Source organism: Labrenzia sp. THAF82 (assembly GCF_009363435.1).
Lineage (GTDB): Bacteria > Pseudomonadota > Alphaproteobacteria > Rhizobiales > Stappiaceae > Roseibium > Roseibium porphyridii.
Map to the genome: position 1 here is coordinate 2788598 of NZ_CP045354.1, position 17511 is coordinate 2806108.

At 55.0% G+C, this 17511-nt stretch carries 16 protein-coding genes; 9 read left to right on the forward strand and 7 right to left on the reverse strand.

Annotation, left to right across the window (positions count from 1 at the left end; translation table 11 throughout):
• Positions 1 to 47: 47 nt before the first annotated feature.
• Both FIV00_RS13105 and FIV00_RS13110 read left to right on the forward strand, forming a co-directional pair.
• Positions 48 to 668: a glutathione S-transferase gene (locus FIV00_RS13105; protein WP_152501164.1), complete on the forward strand. Its 621-nt coding sequence runs from the start codon at positions 48 to 50 to the stop codon at positions 666 to 668.
• A gap of 67 nt (positions 669 to 735) precedes the next feature.
• On the forward strand, positions 736 to 2388 hold the full coding sequence (locus tag FIV00_RS13110; RefSeq protein WP_152501165.1) for a pyridoxamine 5'-phosphate oxidase family protein: 1653 nt from the start codon (positions 736 to 738) through the stop codon (positions 2386 to 2388).
• A gap of 30 nt (positions 2389 to 2418) precedes the next feature.
• On the opposite strand, the gene FIV00_RS13115 is transcribed toward FIV00_RS13110, so the two are convergent.
• The 3 genes from FIV00_RS13115 to FIV00_RS13125 form a co-directional block, all read right to left on the reverse strand.
• Positions 2419 to 2799: a VOC family protein gene (locus FIV00_RS13115; protein ID WP_152501166.1), complete on the reverse strand. Its 381-nt coding sequence runs from the start codon at positions 2797 to 2799 to the stop codon at positions 2419 to 2421.
• A gap of 4 nt (positions 2800 to 2803) precedes the next feature.
• Positions 2804 to 3358: a thioredoxin family protein gene (locus FIV00_RS13120; RefSeq protein WP_152501167.1), complete on the reverse strand. Its 555-nt coding sequence runs from the start codon at positions 3356 to 3358 to the stop codon at positions 2804 to 2806.
• Between the two features lie 122 nt (positions 3359 to 3480).
• Positions 3481 to 3771, reverse strand: coding sequence for a putative quinol monooxygenase (locus FIV00_RS13125; RefSeq protein WP_152501168.1), 291 nt, complete (start codon positions 3769 to 3771; stop codon positions 3481 to 3483).
• Between the two features lie 103 nt (positions 3772 to 3874).
• Between FIV00_RS13125 and FIV00_RS13130 the strand changes: the two genes are divergently transcribed.
• Both FIV00_RS13130 and FIV00_RS13135 read left to right on the forward strand, forming a co-directional pair.
• Positions 3875 to 4765, forward strand: coding sequence for a LysR family transcriptional regulator (locus tag FIV00_RS13130; RefSeq protein ID WP_152501169.1), 891 nt, complete (start codon positions 3875 to 3877; stop codon positions 4763 to 4765).
• A gap of 512 nt (positions 4766 to 5277) precedes the next feature.
• Positions 5278 to 6408: a type III PLP-dependent enzyme gene (locus FIV00_RS13135; RefSeq protein ID WP_152501170.1), complete on the forward strand. Its 1131-nt coding sequence runs from the start codon at positions 5278 to 5280 to the stop codon at positions 6406 to 6408.
• A 135-nt stretch (positions 6409 to 6543) separates the two neighbouring features.
• Here the strand turns inward: FIV00_RS13135 and FIV00_RS13140 are convergent, their stop codons facing one another.
• Both FIV00_RS13140 and FIV00_RS13145 read right to left on the reverse strand, forming a co-directional pair.
• Entirely contained in the window at positions 6544 to 7389 is an 846-nt protein-coding gene (locus FIV00_RS13140) for a hypothetical protein (RefSeq protein ID WP_152501171.1), read from the reverse strand.
• A 51-nt stretch (positions 7390 to 7440) separates the two neighbouring features.
• Positions 7441 to 7848: a hypothetical protein gene (locus tag FIV00_RS13145; protein WP_173005816.1), complete on the reverse strand. Its 408-nt coding sequence runs from the start codon at positions 7846 to 7848 to the stop codon at positions 7441 to 7443.
• Between FIV00_RS13145 and FIV00_RS13150 the strand changes: the two genes are divergently transcribed.
• Together FIV00_RS13150 and FIV00_RS13155 are read left to right on the forward strand one after the other, a co-directional pair.
• Positions 7781 to 9166, forward strand: a complete 1386-nt coding sequence (locus tag FIV00_RS13150) for a homospermidine synthase (protein ID WP_152501173.1) — start codon at positions 7781 to 7783, stop codon at positions 9164 to 9166. The genes FIV00_RS13145 and FIV00_RS13150 overlap by 68 nt on opposite strands.
• Positions 9167 to 9437: 271 nt before the next feature.
• Entirely contained in the window at positions 9438 to 9776 is a 339-nt protein-coding gene (locus tag FIV00_RS13155) for a hypothetical protein (RefSeq protein WP_152501174.1), read from the forward strand.
• Positions 9777 to 9834: 58 nt separating this feature from the next.
• Here FIV00_RS13155 and FIV00_RS13160 read toward each other — a convergent pair whose 3' ends face one another.
• A complete protein-coding gene (locus FIV00_RS13160) occupies positions 9835 to 10224 on the reverse strand; it encodes a DM13 domain-containing protein (protein WP_152501175.1) in 390 nt (129 codons plus the stop codon).
• A 289-nt stretch (positions 10225 to 10513) separates the two neighbouring features.
• On the opposite strand from FIV00_RS13160, the gene FIV00_RS13165 reads away from it, so the two are divergent.
• The 3 genes from FIV00_RS13165 (at position 10514) to FIV00_RS13175 (ending at position 15612) form a co-directional block, all read left to right on the forward strand.
• The gene (locus FIV00_RS13165; protein WP_152501176.1) at positions 10514 to 12613 is read left to right on the forward strand and encodes a C1 family peptidase; all 2100 of its coding nucleotides are present in this window, start codon (positions 10514 to 10516) and stop codon (positions 12611 to 12613) included.
• Positions 12614 to 12632: 19 nt separating this feature from the next.
• Positions 12633 to 14843 carry a DNA/RNA non-specific endonuclease gene (locus FIV00_RS13170; protein ID WP_152501177.1) on the forward strand — a complete coding sequence of 737 codons (2211 nt, stop codon included), beginning with the start codon at positions 12633 to 12635 and terminating at the stop codon, positions 14841 to 14843.
• Between the two features lie 193 nt (positions 14844 to 15036).
• On the forward strand, positions 15037 to 15612 hold the full coding sequence (locus tag FIV00_RS13175; protein WP_209006918.1) for an MAPEG family protein: 576 nt from the start codon (positions 15037 to 15039) through the stop codon (positions 15610 to 15612).
• A gap of 45 nt (positions 15613 to 15657) precedes the next feature.
• On the opposite strand, the gene FIV00_RS13180 is transcribed toward FIV00_RS13175, so the two are convergent.
• Positions 15658 to 17472 carry an adenylate/guanylate cyclase domain-containing protein gene (locus FIV00_RS13180; protein WP_152501178.1) on the reverse strand — a complete coding sequence of 605 codons (1815 nt, stop codon included), beginning with the start codon at positions 17470 to 17472 and terminating at the stop codon, positions 15658 to 15660.
• Positions 17473 to 17511: the final 39 nt, after the last annotated feature.

Consider the following 17511-nt stretch of genomic DNA (forward strand, 5'->3'; position numbering starts at 1 on the left):
ATCAAGGTCGGCAACCGCAGGAGGTTCAAGATCGCAAGGGTATGATCATGTCCAATTCTATCAAAATTCACCGCTTTCCATTGTCCGGGCACTGCCATCGGGTTGAGCTGTTCTGCAATCTGACAGGCATCAAGCATGAGCTGGTTGATGTTGATCTGGCAGGTGGCGAGCACAAACAGGAACCATTTTTGAAGCTCAATCCGGTCGGTAAGGTCCCGGTCATTGAGGATGGCGATGCTGTGCTTGCCGATTCAAATTCAATCCTTGTTTATCTCGCTCGCAAATACGCACCCGAATGGTTGCCGACTGATGCGGTCGAGGAAGCCGAAATTCAAAAATTCCTGTCGTTTGCCGCTGGCGAATTGGCTGCAGGGCCTTGTGCGGCGCGTCTGATCACCGTCTTCGGTGTGCCGCTTGATCCTGAGCGCGCAAAAGAAGTGTCCGCACAGGCGCTCAGCTTCCTGGAGAACCAACTGGCTGGTCGTGACTGGCTTGTCGGCAACCGTCCGACAATTGCCGATGTGGCGATGTACAGTTACGTGGCACATGCTCCGGAAGGCAACGTGTCTCTCGATCCTTACCCCGCCGTTAGAGCGCTCCTGAAGCGCATTGAAAACCTGCCGGGTTTCGTGGCGATGCCAGCAACCAAGGTTGGCCTGGCTGCCTGACAGCAGGACTTCCGGTCACTCTCAACTGGGTGACCGGTCCTTTGTTCAAAGTGAGGGAGATAATTGGATGCTTAAGACTGATATCGGCATTGCCGCCGACACCGGACGGTCTCCCTTTCACAAGGGCGAGCAGCAGGTACAGGAACATATGGGGGAGCGTGATATCGAGCGCTGGGCCAAAGGGGCCATTCGGAACCATATGCCCGACCAGCACCGCGAATTCTTTGAAGCTCAACCGTTTTTGATAGTCTCCGCAAGAGACCGGCAAGGCCGCCCCTGGGCGAGTGTTCTGGAGGGCGGCACAGGGTTCGTCGCGTCACCGGAGGCAACTCGACTTGATATTGATGCCTTGCCATCTCCTGGGGATCCGCTGGCAGATACCCTCAAAGCAGGAACAGATATCGGAATTCTGGGTATTGAGTTGGCCACCCGTCGCCGCAATAGGGTCAATGGACGTGTTGTCGGAGACAAGGCAGGGCATCTGAACTTCGTTGTTGGTCAGTCATTCGGCAATTGTCCGCAATACATCCGTGAGCGGTCTTACTGGTGGCACGAAGGTCCGCTAGAGACCAAGGTTCAGCGCGGAGAGGGTCTGACATCGTCGCAAATCGACTGGATCAGGACCTCCGACACGTTTTTTATTGCGACGGGATACCAGGGCGACGGCGAAGATCCGGCCTTTGGGATGGATGCTTCCCACCGGGGCGGCGAAAAAGGTTTTGTGGAGGTGCTCGGCGACCGGACAATCCGCTTCCCCGATTATGCGGGAAACAGGTTTTACAACACGCTTGGCAACATCGTTCAGGACGGTCGCGCGGGCTTTCTGTTTCTGGATTTCGCAAGCGGGAGCCTGTTGCAATTGACAGGGCGTGCAACGATTGATTTCGAATCCGACGAAGTACGCCGTTTTGCCGGGGCCCGCCAACTTGTCACTCTGGACATCGAGGATGTTGTTGAGACGACTGCGGCTTTGAGGCTTCGTTGGCAGGCGGAAGCGGAAAATGCCCGATCTTTGCGATTGATTGAAAAACACCGGGAAAGCGAAGACGTTGTGTCGTTCCTGTTTGAGGCACGCGATGGTGGCACTCTTGAGCCCTTTAAAGCCGGTCAACATCTTCCCATTGAACTGAGAATCCCGGGCTTTGACGAAAAGGTCCAGCGAACTTACTCGCTGTCGAATTCGTCGAACGGCAGGCACTATCGAATATCTGTGAAACGGGAGAGCAACGGCCTAGCTTCACGGTTCCTGCATGATGCCTTGCAACCGGGAACCATCCTTGAAAGCCGGAAACCCGCAGGTGATTTTTTACTGCCTGATGATAGCAAGCCAGTTGTTCTGGTGAGTGCCGGGATCGGTATCACTCCTATGCTCAGCATGGTGCAGTCGCTGGCAGTTAGCGGCGACAACCGAGCAGTCTGGTTCGTTCACGGGGCTCGCGATGGCGCACATCATCCGTTCAAACGCGATGTCGAGCAGATTTCCACGGAGAGCAGCAACGTTTCGACGTTGACGTTTTACAGCAGGCCGAAGGATGGTGACGAACAGGGGCGCGACTACGATGTTGAAGGGCGTATTTCAGGCGCGGCTTTGAAGTCGCTTGTAGCCCGAAGTGACGCCCATTATCTGCTCTGCGGGCCAGCTGTCTTTCTGGCCGGGATCCAGGCTGAACTCGAACTTATGGGAGTGCCTGAAGCGCTGATCCACACAGAAGCCTTTTGACATCGGAAGCCTTGAGAGTTCTTGGGCGGCTTAACCGTTGGAGACAAAGTCCACGTGAATGTGGTTGCCGTCCGGGTCCCAAAGATTGAAGGCGACCAGATCAAGGCCTGGTGGTCCAGAGCGGCGGTATTCTTCACCGCTTTCCTTTAGGCGTTGTTCGAATTCGGCAAGGCCTGTTGCGGTAAATGCGAAATGCTCCAGTTTCAGCTCCTTTTCGGAGCCAACCGCAAGATCGCCTTCAATTTCAACAAGGTGAATGACCGCCTGACTGCCCGCATAGAGCCAGGCCCCAGGAAAGGGGAAATCGGGCCGGGAACCGGACTTCAGTCCCAGAACGTTTTCGTACCAGGCAACCATTGTCTGGAGTTGCTTCGTTCTCAAGTTGACGTGGTCGAGCTTTTCGATCTGCATGGCGTTAGTGTTTCCATTTGATGGAGCAACCAATCGAGGGGATCTGCTCAAGCGGACCAGTTCCAGTTTCAGCGACCTGTTTCATTGCTTCAAAAAGGTCTCGTCGCATGTCGATGTCCGCGACATTCATGCGTGTTGCGTCCAGACGACCGCGATATTGCAGCCCAAGGCTTTTGTCGAAACCGAAAAAGTCGGGTGTGCAAACCGCACCATAAGCCTGGGCAATGGCTTGGCTCTCATCGTGCAGATACGGGAAGGGAAAGGCTCGAGTTTCCGCGAGCCTTTTCATGTTAGCGAAATTGTCTTGCGGATAGGCGACGGGATCGTTTGAACAGATTGCGGCAATCCCGATGCCTAGTGCCTTTAGGTCCTGAGTATCGCGCACGATCTTGTCGAGTATCGCGAGCACGAATGGACAATGGTTGCAAATGAACATGACAAGCGTGCCATTTTCACCCTTCAGGTCATCGAGCCGATATGTTTTGCCATCAGTGCCCGGCAACTCGAATGTCGGGGCAGGCCAATTGAAATCGCAAACCGGGGGAGAAAGCGCAGCCATGAAGTCCTCCATTAGATCGCAGGTACATAGCACAGAAATTTCCACTTGAAGACACGTTGGCCTGCACAGGGACCAGAGGCCGCGCGCTTCTGGTTATCCCTGTACAAGACGTCATTTCGGCTTTAGCCGATCACGGTCATTTCGTTGAGCGTGAAATCGGCAACCGCGCCTTCTGTTGCCTTCATGTAGGCGGCAAGATGCGGCGCATTCATGTGTGTCTGCCACAGCTCACGGCTTTCCCAGTTCTCGTAAAAGAGAAAATGTGCGGGATTTTCGTTGTCCTGATGCAGGTCGTAGTTGATGCAACCCGCTTCGGCGCGGGTAATTTCGATCAGTTTCAGCAACTCGGCTTTCACCAGGTCAATTTGATCCGGGTTTGCCTTGATATTGGCGACAATTGTCAGTCGGGACACTGTTGATCTCCTGTTTGGTGTTCGTCGGTATCGACAACCTAATCACTTGACATTTACGGATAAAGAGGCATTTCTCGATTTCATAATCCGGAAATGCCGAATAATGCTACTCGATAACATCGCCCTGTTCGTGAAGATCGTTGAGAATGGCAGCCTTGCCGCGGCGGCAAGACAAACTGGCTTGTCGCCAACGACCGTATCGGAGCGTCTTTCCGCATTGGAAACGCATTACGGCGTCGCCTTGCTCAACAGAACAACACGCTCCTTAAGTCTGACCGAAGAAGGCCGCACGCTCATGCTTGGCGCGCGCCAACTTCTGGACGAAGCGGCCGATCTTGATGGCCGCATAAGACTGGGAGCTCAAAACCTTTCCGGACTTATCCGTTTGAGTGCACCGCTCGACCTCGGCCGGACACTTGTTTCAGAAGCTATCGCCGCCTTTCAGGCAGAGCATCCCGGCATATCCATCGACCTGCATCTTTCAGACGGATATGCAGATATCGTAGGTCTCGGCATTGATCTGGCGGTCCGGTTTGGTGAAATCGGAGACAGCACATTGCGCGTCCGCGCACTGCCGGCAAAGCCGAGGCTTGTTTGCGCGTCACCATCCTATATTGCAAGAAATGGGGCACCGGAGACACCGCGTGATCTGCAGCAACATGCGTGCATCCTCATGCGTTTCGGTCAATCGACAGACAATGTCTGGAAGTTCATCTCTGGAGATGGAAAGCAGTCGGTGCGTGTCGATGGCTCGCTCATAGCCAATGACGGAGCTCTCGTGCGCCAATGGGGTCTGGAGGGCCGTGGCATCATGCTGAAGTCTGAGTTTGACGTTATGAGTGACATCCGATCCGGCAGGCTTGTCCGACTGTTGCCAGAGCACAAAACACCAAAGCAACCGCTTCAAATGCTCTTTCCTCCCGGGCGTTCGCAGCCTCACCGGGTGAAAGTCTTTGCTGAGTATCTTGCGACCTGCTTCAAGACCTTTGACTAGGGCAAGCGGGAAACGAAAGCGCAATCTTTTTTCTGGAATTTCAAATTTCCGCTTGCGCTGAAAAGCAAACGGGCGCATATACGCCCCGCCCAAATTCGCACGTGCCCGAGGCCGTTCATGGGATGCTGAAACAGGACATCTCTTAAGGGGTCACTGCCAGGAAAACCGCCAAGGGGCGGGGCAGACAAGATCCGGACGGCTTAAAGCAACGACGTAAGAGGGCTTTTTTGGTCTCGGCCGGGGTTTCCAATCTCCGGTGTCACTGAAGAGGCACTTGTTACATCATTGCCCGACGTGCGGCTCGGTACTTCCGATCCAATCAACGGCATTCCCGACGCGGGAAAGCAATGCACTGTTTTCAGTTGCGCTGCCCAACCGTCGCTGCGTCCAACCCGGCCTCCGGTTCCATCCCGGAGGAGGCCCGGTGCGTCACGCAGCACCCTGCGACGTGAACCTGCGGTGCGCTGGAAGAATGCGCGTTTCTGCAGCCTTGATTGAAAGGGGAGCCCCCAATGAGTGAGCGCATCCGCGATTTTCTGCGACGACGCGAAGACGACGGACCTTGTGTGGTTGTTGACCTTGATATCGTGCGGGAAAACTTTCAGGCCTTTGCCAAGTCATTGCCCGACACCTCTGTCTACTACGCGGTCAAGGCCAACCCTGCACCGGAAATTCTGTCGTTGCTGGAAAGCCTCGGATCGTCTTTTGACTGTGCGTCTGTCGGCGAGATTGAAATGGTCCTGGCAACAGGTGCTGCATCTGACCGTATTTCCTACGGCAACACCATCAAGAAGGAGAAGGACATTGCGCGCGCTTACCAACACGGTGTCCGGCTCTTTGCCGTTGACTGCGTCGAAGAAGTGGAAAAAATCGCCCGCGTTGCCCCGGGCTCAAAAGTGTTCTGCCGCGTCCTGTGCGACGGAGCGGGAGCTGAGTGGCCATTGTCCCGCAAGTTCGGCTGCGACCCTGAGATGGCCCCGGACGTGCTCGAACATGCACACAGGCTCGGTCTTCAGGCCCATGGTGTCTCCTTCCATGTCGGTTCCCAGCAAGCGAACCTCAGCGCATGGGATTTCGCTCTCGCCATGGCGGCAGGGGTCTTTGGGGAAATGGCGCATCGTGGTGTCGAGCTAAAGATGGTCAATATGGGTGGCGGTTTTCCCACCCGTTACCTGAAGGATGTTCCCGGCGTTCCAAGCTATGGCGATGCCATCTTTCATGCGCTGACAAAACACTTTGGCAACCGTCTGCCTTCGACAATCATTGAACCGGGCAGGGGCATGGTCGGCAATGCCGGTATGATCGAGGCAGAAGTTGTTCTGATTTCGCGAAAGTCGGCACAGGACGAAATTCGCTGGGTCTATCTGGACATCGGCAAGTTCCACGGTCTGGCCGAGACTATGGACGAGGCCATCCGGTATCCAATCCGGACCCCGCGTGACGGTGACCGGACCACGCCTTGCGTTCTTGCAGGTCCGACCTGTGACAGCGTTGATGTTCTCTACGAAAAAGACCCCTATGAGCTGCCGGTCAGCCTTTCCATTGGCGACAAGGTCCTGATCGAAGCCTGCGGAGCCTATACCACGACATATTCCTCAGTCGGCTTTAACGGTTTCGCACCGCTTGCGTCCTTTGTTATCTGACTGACTTCAGCAGCGCATTTCTTCAACAGCACGGTCTCTCCATCTATCGCCGCAGAGGAGGCCGCGCTGTTTCCCATCAAATGTACATGACCCGCGTTCTCGTCAGCCATACCGGTCGGCGTGGGCCGTGCTTGCCTAAAAAGATGCGTTTAAGACTTGAAATTTCAGGGAAAAACCGTCAAGTCTTGAGAAAGGTGCAATCAGTGCGCTTCTTTGCCACTTTCTCGTCTGATGTTGCTGACACAACGCTGTGACGAAACGTAGAAATTTGGAGTTTTGAATAATGACCGATGATACCAAAGGCGGCGCCCCGAAAAGCCGGACTGCCAAAACTGCCGCCAAACCTGCTGCGCGGCGCACGGTTGCAGCAAAAACTCGGTCAACCAAAACAGCTACCGACAAGTCGGCTACAAATAAACCCGCTGCGCGCAAACCTGCAGTAGCCAAAGCCTCCAGTGCCAAGCAAAGCGCAAAGACGGTGGCTGCAAAGCAACCTGCCAGACAGGCTTCAGCAAAACCAACTGCTGCATCAAAAGCGCCGTCATCCAAAGCTGCCGGTGCGAAGGCTGCAGCTGCGAAGCCAGCCACAACCAGGAAAGCCGCAGCTGCGCCGAAAGCACCGGGCACAAAAGCTGCTTCTGGTTCTAAGGCAGGCGGTGCAAGCAAGCCTAACGCTTCCAAAACAAGTGCCTCGAAGACTGGTGCTGGCCGAAAGCCTGCTGCAGCAAAGCCCGCATCACCAAAGACAGCAGCGAGCAAAGCTTCCGGAACACGTGCAAGTGCCGCCGGTACGACCGCTGCCAGGCAGCCTGCGCAGGCGAAGTCAAATACTGCCAAGTCGAGTGCACAGAAAAAGCCTGCAGCCGCCAAGCCAGCTGCAACCAAGCCTGCAGTGGCAAAACCAGCCGCGACAAAGGCTGCAACGGCAACTAGGGCTGCAAAAGCGCGGACCGCTTCATCAAAGGCAACCGGTACAGCCAAAGCTGCAGCGACAAAAGAGAGCGTTGCAAAAGTGGCAGCTGCCAGAAAACCTCAGTCCACTAAGCCTGCCGCAGCAAAAACAGCAACCGTACAATCACGGACTGCGAAACCAGCCAGCGCAAAGCCAGCGGCGACCAAGCCGTCTGCTGCCAAACCAACAAATACCAGACCAGCTGCAGCCAAGTCGGGACGCACCAGGCCGGCTGCGGCAAAGCCCGCAAACACCAAGCAAGCTGCCGCAAAACCGGCTGAAGCGAAGAAAACAGCTGCAAGAAAACCGTCCGCAACCAAAGCTGCGCCTCGAAAGACAGTTGCTAATAAAGTTTCCCCACGGGAGGCGGCGGCCACCAAAAGCTGGCCGGTACATGCAACCATCACAGGCCCTGTGGTGATGATAGGGTTAGGCTCGATCGGCAAGGGAACGCTGCCCTTGATCGAGCGGCATTTCAAATTCGACAAGACCCGGCTCACGGTGATTGACCCGGTGGATACAGACGCCAAACTTGTAACAGATCGTGGCTACAAGTTTCAGAAGACGGCACTGACACCGAAGAACTACAAAGATGTTCTGACACCGTTGCTGAGCGAAGGCGAGGGACAGGGATTTTTGGTCAACCTGTCCGTCGATACCTCATCGCTCGATCTTATGAAGCTGTGCCGCAAGCTTGGGGTGCTCTACCTCGACACGGTTGTTGAGCCGTGGCCGGGTTTTTATTTCGACGACACTGCGACGGCAGCTGATCGCACCAACTATGCCTTGCGCGAAACCGTGCGCCGGGAAAAGAAAAAGAAACCTGGCGGAACGACCGCCGTTTCCTGCTGTGGTGCAAACCCGGGGATGGTGTCCTGGCTCGTCAAAAAGGCTCTTGTCGATGTGGCTACTGAAACCGGCGTGAAATTCAAGGAACCCAAGTCGAAGAAAGACTGGGCGAAATTGATGAAAAAGACCGGGGTCAAAGGCATTCACATCGCCGAACGCGACACGCAACGCGCAAAGCAACCGAAGCCGGCGAACACATTCTGGAACACCTGGTCTGTAGAAGGGTTCCTGTCAGAAGGGTTTCAGCCGGCGGAACTCGGCTGGGGAACGCATGAGACCTGGAAGCCGAAAAACGCCAAAAGCCACAAGAAGGGCTGCAATGCGGCCATCTATCTGGAACAACCGGGTGCCAATACGAGGGTGAGAACCTGGTGCCCTACGCCAGGAGCACAGTTCGGCTACCTGGTGACACACAACGAGTCCATTTCGATTGCCGACTATTTCACGCTCGAGAACGGCAAAAGGGTCAGCTACCGGCCAACCTGTCACTATGCCTATCACCCTGCAAATGATGCGGTGTTGTCGCTCCATGAGCTGTTTGGTGCATCGGGCAAGATCCAGGACAAACTGCATGTCCTTGAAGTGAATGAACTTCAGGATGGGATCGATGAGCTTGGCGTTTTGCTGTATGGGCACAAGAAAAACGCCTATTGGTACGGTTCCCAGCTGTCGGTAGAGGAGACGCGTAAACTGGCGCCTAACCAGAATGCTACCGGTTTGCAGGTTACGTCTGCGGTGATTGCCGGCATGGTCTGGGCTCTGGAAAATCCGCAGTCCGGTATCGTTGAAACCGATGAGATGGACTACAAGCGATGCCTCGAAATCCAGCTTCCCTACCTTGGTCCAGTCAAAGGGTACTACACCGACTGGACGCCGCTCGATAACAGACCGGGTTTCTTTCCCGAAGATATTGATCCGAACGACCCGTGGCAGTTCCGGAATATTCTGGTTCGATAGAAAGTCTTGGGGTGGATTGCGGGGTTCCTGTCGCGCGCGGGTACCTCGTCTGCTTGTCGGGGATGGAGGAACGGGTCAGATTTCTTTCGTAAATTTAATGATTTGCGGCAGACCAAATAACTTCTCCAAACCGGAAATTGCCACAATTGGTTCCCAACTGCCGCGCGGCGCAGATCTATCTTGTCTGGCGCCATACGATCTTTTCTGTCGGGATTTCCAACTCGAAGTAGGCGGAAAGAACGGCACCAACAAAACGTTGAGAGGTTGGGCCATGAGTATGTTCGTTACCTTGGGGATTTTGCTGCTGACGACCGTTGTCTTCTCGGCAGCTGTCCTCGGTTATTTCCTTGCGTCGAAGTCTTTTCAGTCGGAAAACCGGTCTGGAGACGGAGGTGTGCTTCTGATTGCGGGCGGTCTTTTCATTGCCTTCACCGCGAGCTTCATCGAGATTTTCGACTTCGCATTCCGATTGCCGTTTTCTGAAACTGTAGACCTTGGAATTGGTCTGGCTTCAGTTGTCGCCGCGATCCTTGCGGCACAGGCGGCCTTTGTGGTTTTCAGTCGCAATGCTTCCGTACCAGCACCAGCTTCGAAGGACCGAGCACGCTAATGTCAGGCTTTTTGCGGAAGTGTTCCCGGTGAAATGGGAAACACTTCCGCTGACCGCCTTAACCGCCAAGTTTCGCAACACCGAGCGGAACGTTGAATTTGCGACACCATACGTAGACTTCGTTGTATTTGGAGACGTCGATACCACCGCGCAACCGGTAGGATTGCTGACCCTTCAACTTCTTCAACGCGCCGAGATCCGTATCTGGATCGTATCGCCCGTTCCGTCCAAGTCCAATGCGGGCGTCCGGGGCACCATCAAAGGTAAAATCCCTCTGCAAGACGACGCGGCTGCCGGACAGCTCCGCGTGCCCCGTTGTCACATGACGGCTCTTTCCCTTAAAGCGTCCGGATCTGGTGCGGTCCTGTGCAAGAGCGGGAAGAGATGTGGTGGCCGTGGCCACTGCCAGGCCGGCTGACAGTGACAAGAAGTGCCGACGGTTCAACATGGGACATGTTCCTTTTCATCAAGTGCGAGTTTTGTCGGCGCAGATGGATGTTCCCGCCGCTGTTTGATGAGGTGGCGCTTCGGGCTTTTCGATTGAAGGCCCCATTTGGTCAACCAACGTCACATCAGGGCGAGGATCAGGTGATATGGCTTGGGTCTCAGCTCTACCTGACGTTGAGGAAACGATTGTATTTTGAGATTTTATTTATCAAAGGTTGCTGATTGTCTTTGAGGTGATCTAGTCTGCTCAAGTAGCTTATTTGTTTTTACACTACTTTCGGTGATCGGTAATGGCATCGGTCAAGCATTCATTTTCTGGAACACTTCGCGGCCTCGATGTAAGACCCGACCGGGTTGATTTCAGGGATCGTCCCTATCGTCCGCCTTTAACGTTCCTGCCACCACAATATCCGCCGGAAGATCTGGCGGATCAATTTCTGCCGAGATTTCTCGAAGATGGATACATATTGAACCAGGGCTCGGAAGGGGCGTGCACCGGGTTCGGCCTGGCGGCTGTGATCAACTATGTCTTCTGGGAACGCTACCTTGTGGAAACCGAGCGTGGCAGAGCTGCGGAAAAGCCTCACCTGGTGAGTGAGCGTATGCTCTACAACAATGCCAAACTCTACGACGAGTGGGACGGCGAAGACTACAGCGGGTCGAGTTGCCGAGGAGCCATGAAAGGCTGGCACAAACATGGTGTCTGCAAGAAAGACCTGTTTCCCTATGACGACAACAAGTTTGTGCCGCCCAAGGACGGTTGGGAAATTGACGCCATCGAACGTCCACTGGGCGCATATTACCGCGTGGATTCGCGCTCGATAGCAGACATGCAGGCTGCAATCGTTGAAACCCACGCAATCTATGCCTCCGCCAAGGTTCATGACGGTTGGAGCCTCAAAAAGTGCGCTTCGTTGCAGAAGGCGGTCATTCAACGAACCAGCGACAAGACGACTGGCGGTCATGCCTTTGCGCTGGTTGGCTACAACCGTTACGGCTTCATCGTACAGAATTCCTGGGGGCCGGACTGGGGTTACAAGGGCTTTGGACTGCTGCCCTACAAGGATTGGGTGGACAATGGTTTTGATGCATGGGTCGCGGTCGTCGGTGCGCCGGTTGAGGTTGATCAGGTCGCTGTCGTCAAACCCAGTGCCCCACTTGCCAACCTTCCGGTGTCTGAACAGACAAGCGGCAGTTCATCTGAGACCGGTCTGGAAACAGTCACTAGATGGAGCGAGGCAAAGACCTATCGTCACTCGGTTGTGAGCGGCAATGACGGTCGGCTTTTGCGCCGATTGCCAGAAGCAGCCGACGCGCATGACGGACTGACCGTTGTGTTCAAAAACGTCAGGCAGCTGCTGGAGGACAATAAGGCGCGCAAACTCGTCTTTTTTGCTCATGGCGGCCTGACCGGGGAAGACCGAGCGATCAGGCATGCGCAAAAGCTTGGGCCCTGTTTTGAGGCCAACGGGATTGCTCCCGTGTTCTTCGTCTGGAAAACGGGGCTGGCTGAAAGCCTGAAGTTCATCGGCGAAGATCACTTCAGGCGGTTTGCCACAGACCTCTCGGAAGGGCCGGGACGTGCCGGAAGCGAAGGGCTGTTCGATGTCTTGAAGGAGAAGCGGGACAGGACATTCGAACTTGCGGCCCGTCAATTGGTGGGCCGGGCGGTCTGGGGCCAGATGAAGCAGAACGCCGCTTCTGCAGCACTCGGCGAGGGCGCGATCCGCCAGGTCAGCAAACATGTGCGCGCCCTCCTGAACGACTTTCCTGACCTTGAGCTGCATATGGTTGGACACTCCGCTGGGTCGATCTGGCTCGGCCACTTCCTGGAAGACCTCAGACAGCGAAAACTTGGCGACAAGAAAAAGCCGCCCGTCAGAACGGTGACGCTTTGGGCTCCTGCATGCACCATTGCTTTTGCAGGTCGCTACTATGGACACACCACCGAGAAACACGTCATCGCGGATGGAGGCCTTCATGTCGACCTCTTGAATGACGAGTTGGAGCGGGCTGATTTCGTCGGAAAGGAACAGCTCTACGGTAAATCCATTCTCTATCTGGTCAGCCGGGCGCTTGAGGATGACCACAAGACGCCGCTGCTGGGTCTGGAATGGGCCTTGAAAGACAGGTTCAAGGAAGCCTTTGAGAAGGATATTTTTGCAGGGGTTACCAGGAAATCCGCAGAAGATTGGGTTGCGCAATTAAAGCGCATCAACGCTTCCTTCAGCGTTCTTGAGGACCGCGAAACCACGAACGGCCTCGCTGAAATTCCCGTCCGTCACGGATCATTCGACAACGACATCGCGATAAACACTGAGATGCTGAGGCGCATTCTCGGCGCTGAACCGAAAGTTATCATCAAGGATTTGGCCACCCATTCTTTTTAGAGCAAAGGGAGAGCTCGACATGCCCATTTCAAAGAAAAATCCCGATTTAAAGAATTATCTCGAAACATTGCTATCTAGCGGAGATCTCGCCGAACTGGCTGACCAGCCCGAAGAGACGCTTCGCATGGGTGGTGGCATGGATGAAGGCCCTGCCGGCGCCGACGATGAGCGGGCAAAAGCCCATGCCGCCGTTGAGAAACTGGCCCGCGGCCAAGACCTCGACCGAGAAGAAGCCTTTCTGATTGAGGCGATTATCGTGCCTGACAAACGTCCGGCCATTGTCGTGACCAATGACGCCTACAACGTCCAGCACAAGGACTGGGTGCATTTCAATACGAACGAGACGACCAGGCGTCATATTCTCAAGACCTTGCCTGCTGCCGGACGCATCGAACTGCCGGACCATCCATATCTTCCTTATGGTGGAACAGGCTTTCTGGTTGCCGATGATCTGATCATGACCAACCGACACGTCGCTGAACTGTTTGCAACAGGGCTGGGTGAAAGAGGACTGGCATTCCGCCCGGGTCAAACTGCTGGGATCGATTACAAACAGGAAGCAGGATCGACGGAAAGTGCGTTTGCAAAAATAACCGGCATACGGATGATCCACCCGCACTGGGACATGGCGTTATTGCAGCTGGAAGAAGCTCCAGACGGCGTCGAGCCCTTGCTTTTGTCGATGCAGGAGCCTGAGGATCTTGAGGGTCGCGAGATCACCTTGATCGGTTATCCGGCTTTTGATCCGCGTAACGATGCAGCGGTACAGAACCGGGTCTTCAAGGGCATCTACGACGTCAAGAGGTTGTTGCCCGGTTTCCTGAAAAGCCGCCGTGAAATCCTCAGTTACGGTGACCGGGTCAATAGCGTAACTCATGATGCAAGTTCGCTTGGTGGCGCATCAGGCAGCCTCGTTCTGGACGTCATCACCGGAGACATCGTCGCGCTCCATTTTGCAGGGCGATACAAGGATGCGAACTTTGCGGTTCCAACCTATGAACTGTCTCGAGATGACAAGGTCGTGGGAGCCGGTCTTGAGTTCGGAGAGGACGCGCTTAGCAACATCGAAGACCCAAATCCGTGGTTGTCTGACTGGAGACAGGCAGATGGAACAGCAGAAAGCGCAGCGGTTGCTCTGTCACAAGACAACTCTGGAAGTGCGATCCAGGCTCCTGTGCAGACTGGAGACCCCGGCGGCTCGAGCCGTTGGACCATCCCGATCACGATAGACATCCAGGTTGGTGCAGCGTCTATGGTCAGTGCGCAGGCTTCGGCTGCAATACCTGCCGGACAGCCGCTGGCGGCGCCGGCCATCGAGCGCATGGTCGAGCCCAAGCATGATGACGACTATACCAATCGACCAGGCTATGACCCGTCTTTCATCGGCCTCGATGTTCCCGTGCCAAAGGTGACCGATCTGGACCGGGTTTCAAAGCTTGACGATGGGTCTAACTTTCTGAAGTATTATCATTTTTCGATAATTATGGACAAGTTTCGACGTATGCCACTTGTCACCGCGGCCAATGTCGACACGCGTAAATCCAGCCTGAAACCCGAACCTGGACGCAAATACAATCGGAAGGCCCTAAACGGCTTCACGTCCGACAATGATCGCGAGAAGTGGTTTGCCGACCCGAGGATACCCGGTGACCATCAACTGCCGGACAGGTTCTTTAACAAAGACCGGAAAGCTTTTGACAAAGGCCATGTGGTCCGGCGCAACGCCGTGGTGTGGGGCCGGACATACGAGGAGGTTCAACTCGCAAACGGAGACACGTTCCACTCCACGAACTGTACGCCGCAGGTCAAGGGGTTCAACCGATCTCGAGAGGGCGGTGAATGGGGTCAACTTGAAAATCACATCTTCAAGCAGGCAAAGACGGAAAAGCTCTGTGTTTTGGCGGGGCCCGTTCTCAAGGCCGAGGACCCGATTTTCACCGGTGTGGATGATGATGGTGTCACGAAGGTACGCATCCCGCAGTCCTACTGGAAGGTTGCGGTTGCCAATGCGGAAGGGGAGTTGCAGGCCTTCGCCTTTCAACTTGAGCAGGACTTGAGCGATGTCGCATTCGAATTCCAGCTCACCCAGAAATGGAAGGCTCGGCAGATATCCTTGAAAGATCTGGAAAAAGTCCTTGCTGTCGTCAAGTTCGACAAGGTGCTTCATGCAGCCGATCAGGCTGGAACGGGGGCGGGTGAGGCGGTCTGCGCAGACGCCGGAATTGGCTGATTTTGTTCGCATCCAGACGTGCTTCGTTGAGCCTCAATTGTTTTCAGTTCAGATATCCATCGACTTTTGCTTGGCGTGTTCAGTTGATACTGCGCCGATGACTGGACGCAGGCGTGGTTAGTGCCTAAGTCAGGATCTTCTCGGCATTTTGACAGGTGATTTGCCGGCTGCAGTCGATAGGGGCGGAATTCAGATGAGTGGTGTATCGGAAGCGCGTCAACAGCGTGCTCGAATGTTCATACTGGGGTATCCGTTCGTCCTCATTTCTTTCGCGCTTGTCCTGAACTTCTTCGCATTTGGCGTTCAGCCTGTTGAAATCGGGCTGCCGTCAACCGGTTTGCTTTCTGCATTTGTCTTCAGCGCAGCGCTTCTGCTGGCCAATCATACTTGGTTGATGACAGCGACAGAGCTGACCAGAGTTCGTTTCGGGCTGCATGCAACGCCTGAAGAGTGGGAGGCGAGTGCCAATGCGCGCGAAGATGTTCCGCAAGTCGGTTGGCAGGAGCTCGAGCGTCATCACAATGCGCATCGCAATGCGACGGAAAACACAGTCTATTTTGCGCTTTTGGCGGCGATATTCTGCTTGGTGAGCCCGCCACTTGCGGCCTGTTGGGTCTGGATTTTAGGCTTTGCCGTTGGACGCTGTGGCCATAGTTGGTGTTATCTGACCGGTCGAGACGGCTTGAGGGGGCTTTTCATGAGTGTCAGTCTCTTGAGCCTTTATGGACTGGCCACTTACCTGATCGTTGCAGTGATGATGACTTACTGAACTGCCATTCCGTTTGAAGTCACATTGGATCAGAGCAGGGTGTTTCTAAGCCAACACGCGGACCACGACCAAGGGCTCTGATCTTCCCTTTATCTTGCGGGAGCCGATGGGCTCCAGGGTGACATCATCACCAAGTCTCTTGGTGATTTCTTCGGACGCAAGAATGATCACATCCGCTTGTGGATCAATTTCCTTGCCAAGGCTTTCCAGCCGCGAGGCTGCGTTCACCGTGTCGCCAATAACTGTGTAGTTGACACGCTCGGATGCCCCGATATCGCCGACAACCAGTGGTCCAAGATGAAGACCAATCCGCACACGAACGGGCTGTTCGCCCCGCATTGCGCGGGCCTCGTTGTCTTTGCGAATGGCTCCGACCATACCCAGAGCCGCGCGTACAGCAGGTTCGGCAGGATTGTCCAATCGTTCCGGCGCTCCCCAGAACGCCATGACACTGTCGCCGATATACTTGTCGATCGTGCCATCCTGCCGGGTGATTTCTTCGCCGAGGAGCGACAGGTGATGATTGACGAATTCTGCCGTTTCACTCGCCGACATGCCTTCTGAGGCGGACGTGAAACCCGCAATGTCGGTGAACAGTACTGCAAGCTCACGTTCTTCCGGTGGCGCTTCCGCACGTCCTTCGCTTAAAAGTTTCCGTACCAGCGTCTTGGGAACGTAGCGATTAAAGGCCTTCAAGCCGCCGACCATGGCGTTGAACCCTTTCGAAAGGTCATCCAGTTCCTTGATGACGCTGGCAGGCAGTGGTTCGACTGCATTCAAATTGAGATTTGCTACGTCTTTCGCGGCGCCGGAAGCGCGCCGCATGGGAAGCGCAATGCGCTTGGCCAAAACGACAGCCCCCAGTAGTGACAGCATCAACAATCCGGTTCCAACTGCGACGGCGGTCACCAGCTGGTGCAGGGGCTGATCGAGAAACTGGGCGGGGAAGTGAACACCGATACGAACGGGCAGTCCTTGAAGATTGTCGTTCTTGTCTTCGATGATGACAAAGCGTTTGATGCCATCATCGTCGTAGCCGACATGCAGGTCCAGGTCGTCGGCGATGTCGAACGAAGCGTTGTCCAGTTTCGGCATCTCCTCGAAGTGTTTCAGGAAATCGTCTGGAACGTGTCTGACATGAAGGAGAGGCGTTTCGTTGCTGAGGTCATCGAATTTCTTGTGCAAGTCCGGATGCGCGATGACTTCGTGCGTGTCTTCCCTCAACAGGAAAACCGTGATGTCATCGGTCGAGATGTACCAGGAAATCTCGGAAATTCTCTCCAGCGAAGTGCCGATGAGCATCGTGCCAATATGGCGTCCTTCCTTGTATAGCGGCTGGGTGAACACGAAATAGGTGTGCTCCCGGTTTGGCATGTAAATGGCTTCGCTCCAGAAAGCCTCCTTTTGTTTCGCGGCGCGTTCGATCATGGGCGTAAGGATGGGAATCTCTGCTGCAAGATCGACTTCACCGCCAAGCAGCGTCCCGTCAGCATCGCCTCTGTCGACATCAACTCCTTTTCCCGTTGGGTCGACCAGAACCATGAAGGACACCTGTTCCAGTGGTGCCAGTGCACCGTAGAGGTAGGCGATCGGCAATTCCGGTTTGTCGAAGGAAAGCTCGTTCCGCTCTGCCGAGACCTTTGAATACTCAGCGGTTACGGTCACGGCATAAAGCTGTTCAACAAAGGCGACTTCTGCAGAATCCATGCCTATGTCGACAAGCTCACCGCCAAGTTGGCGCACCACTTTGGAAGACGTCATGGCCTGGATGATCAGGATTGCGGCCGCTGTTATCAGAACGAACGAACCGATCACTGTTGCCAAAGTCGGTGTGATGAAGAGTTTTCTGCGCTGCGACACAATTTGCCCCGATTCCGTGCGTCCATCGTCTTTTTCGCA

Coding starts and splice junctions, on each gene's coding strand:
- FIV00_RS13105 (WP_152501164.1), top strand. CDS start 48: ATGTCCAATTCTATCAAAATTCACCGCTTTCCATTGTCCGGGCACTGC.
- FIV00_RS13110 (WP_152501165.1), top strand. CDS start 736: ATGCTTAAGACTGATATCGGCATTGCCGCCGACACCGGACGGTCTCCC.
- FIV00_RS13115 (WP_152501166.1), bottom strand. CDS start 2,799: ATGCAGATCGAAAAGCTCGACCACGTCAACTTGAGAACGAAGCAACTC.
- FIV00_RS13120 (WP_152501167.1), bottom strand. CDS start 3,358: ATGGCTGCGCTTTCTCCCCCGGTTTGCGATTTCAATTGGCCTGCCCCG.
- FIV00_RS13130 (WP_152501169.1), top strand. CDS start 3,875: ATGCTACTCGATAACATCGCCCTGTTCGTGAAGATCGTTGAGAATGGC.
- FIV00_RS13135 (WP_152501170.1), top strand. CDS start 5,278: ATGAGTGAGCGCATCCGCGATTTTCTGCGACGACGCGAAGACGACGGA.
- FIV00_RS13150 (WP_152501173.1), top strand. CDS start 7,781: ATGATAGGGTTAGGCTCGATCGGCAAGGGAACGCTGCCCTTGATCGAG.
- FIV00_RS13155 (WP_152501174.1), top strand. CDS start 9,438: ATGAGTATGTTCGTTACCTTGGGGATTTTGCTGCTGACGACCGTTGTC.
- FIV00_RS13160 (WP_152501175.1), bottom strand. CDS start 10,224: ATGTTGAACCGTCGGCACTTCTTGTCACTGTCAGCCGGCCTGGCAGTG.
- FIV00_RS13165 (WP_152501176.1), top strand. CDS start 10,514: ATGGCATCGGTCAAGCATTCATTTTCTGGAACACTTCGCGGCCTCGAT.
- FIV00_RS13170 (WP_152501177.1), top strand. CDS start 12,633: ATGCCCATTTCAAAGAAAAATCCCGATTTAAAGAATTATCTCGAAACA.
- FIV00_RS13175 (WP_209006918.1), top strand. CDS start 15,037: ATGAGTGGTGTATCGGAAGCGCGTCAACAGCGTGCTCGAATGTTCATA.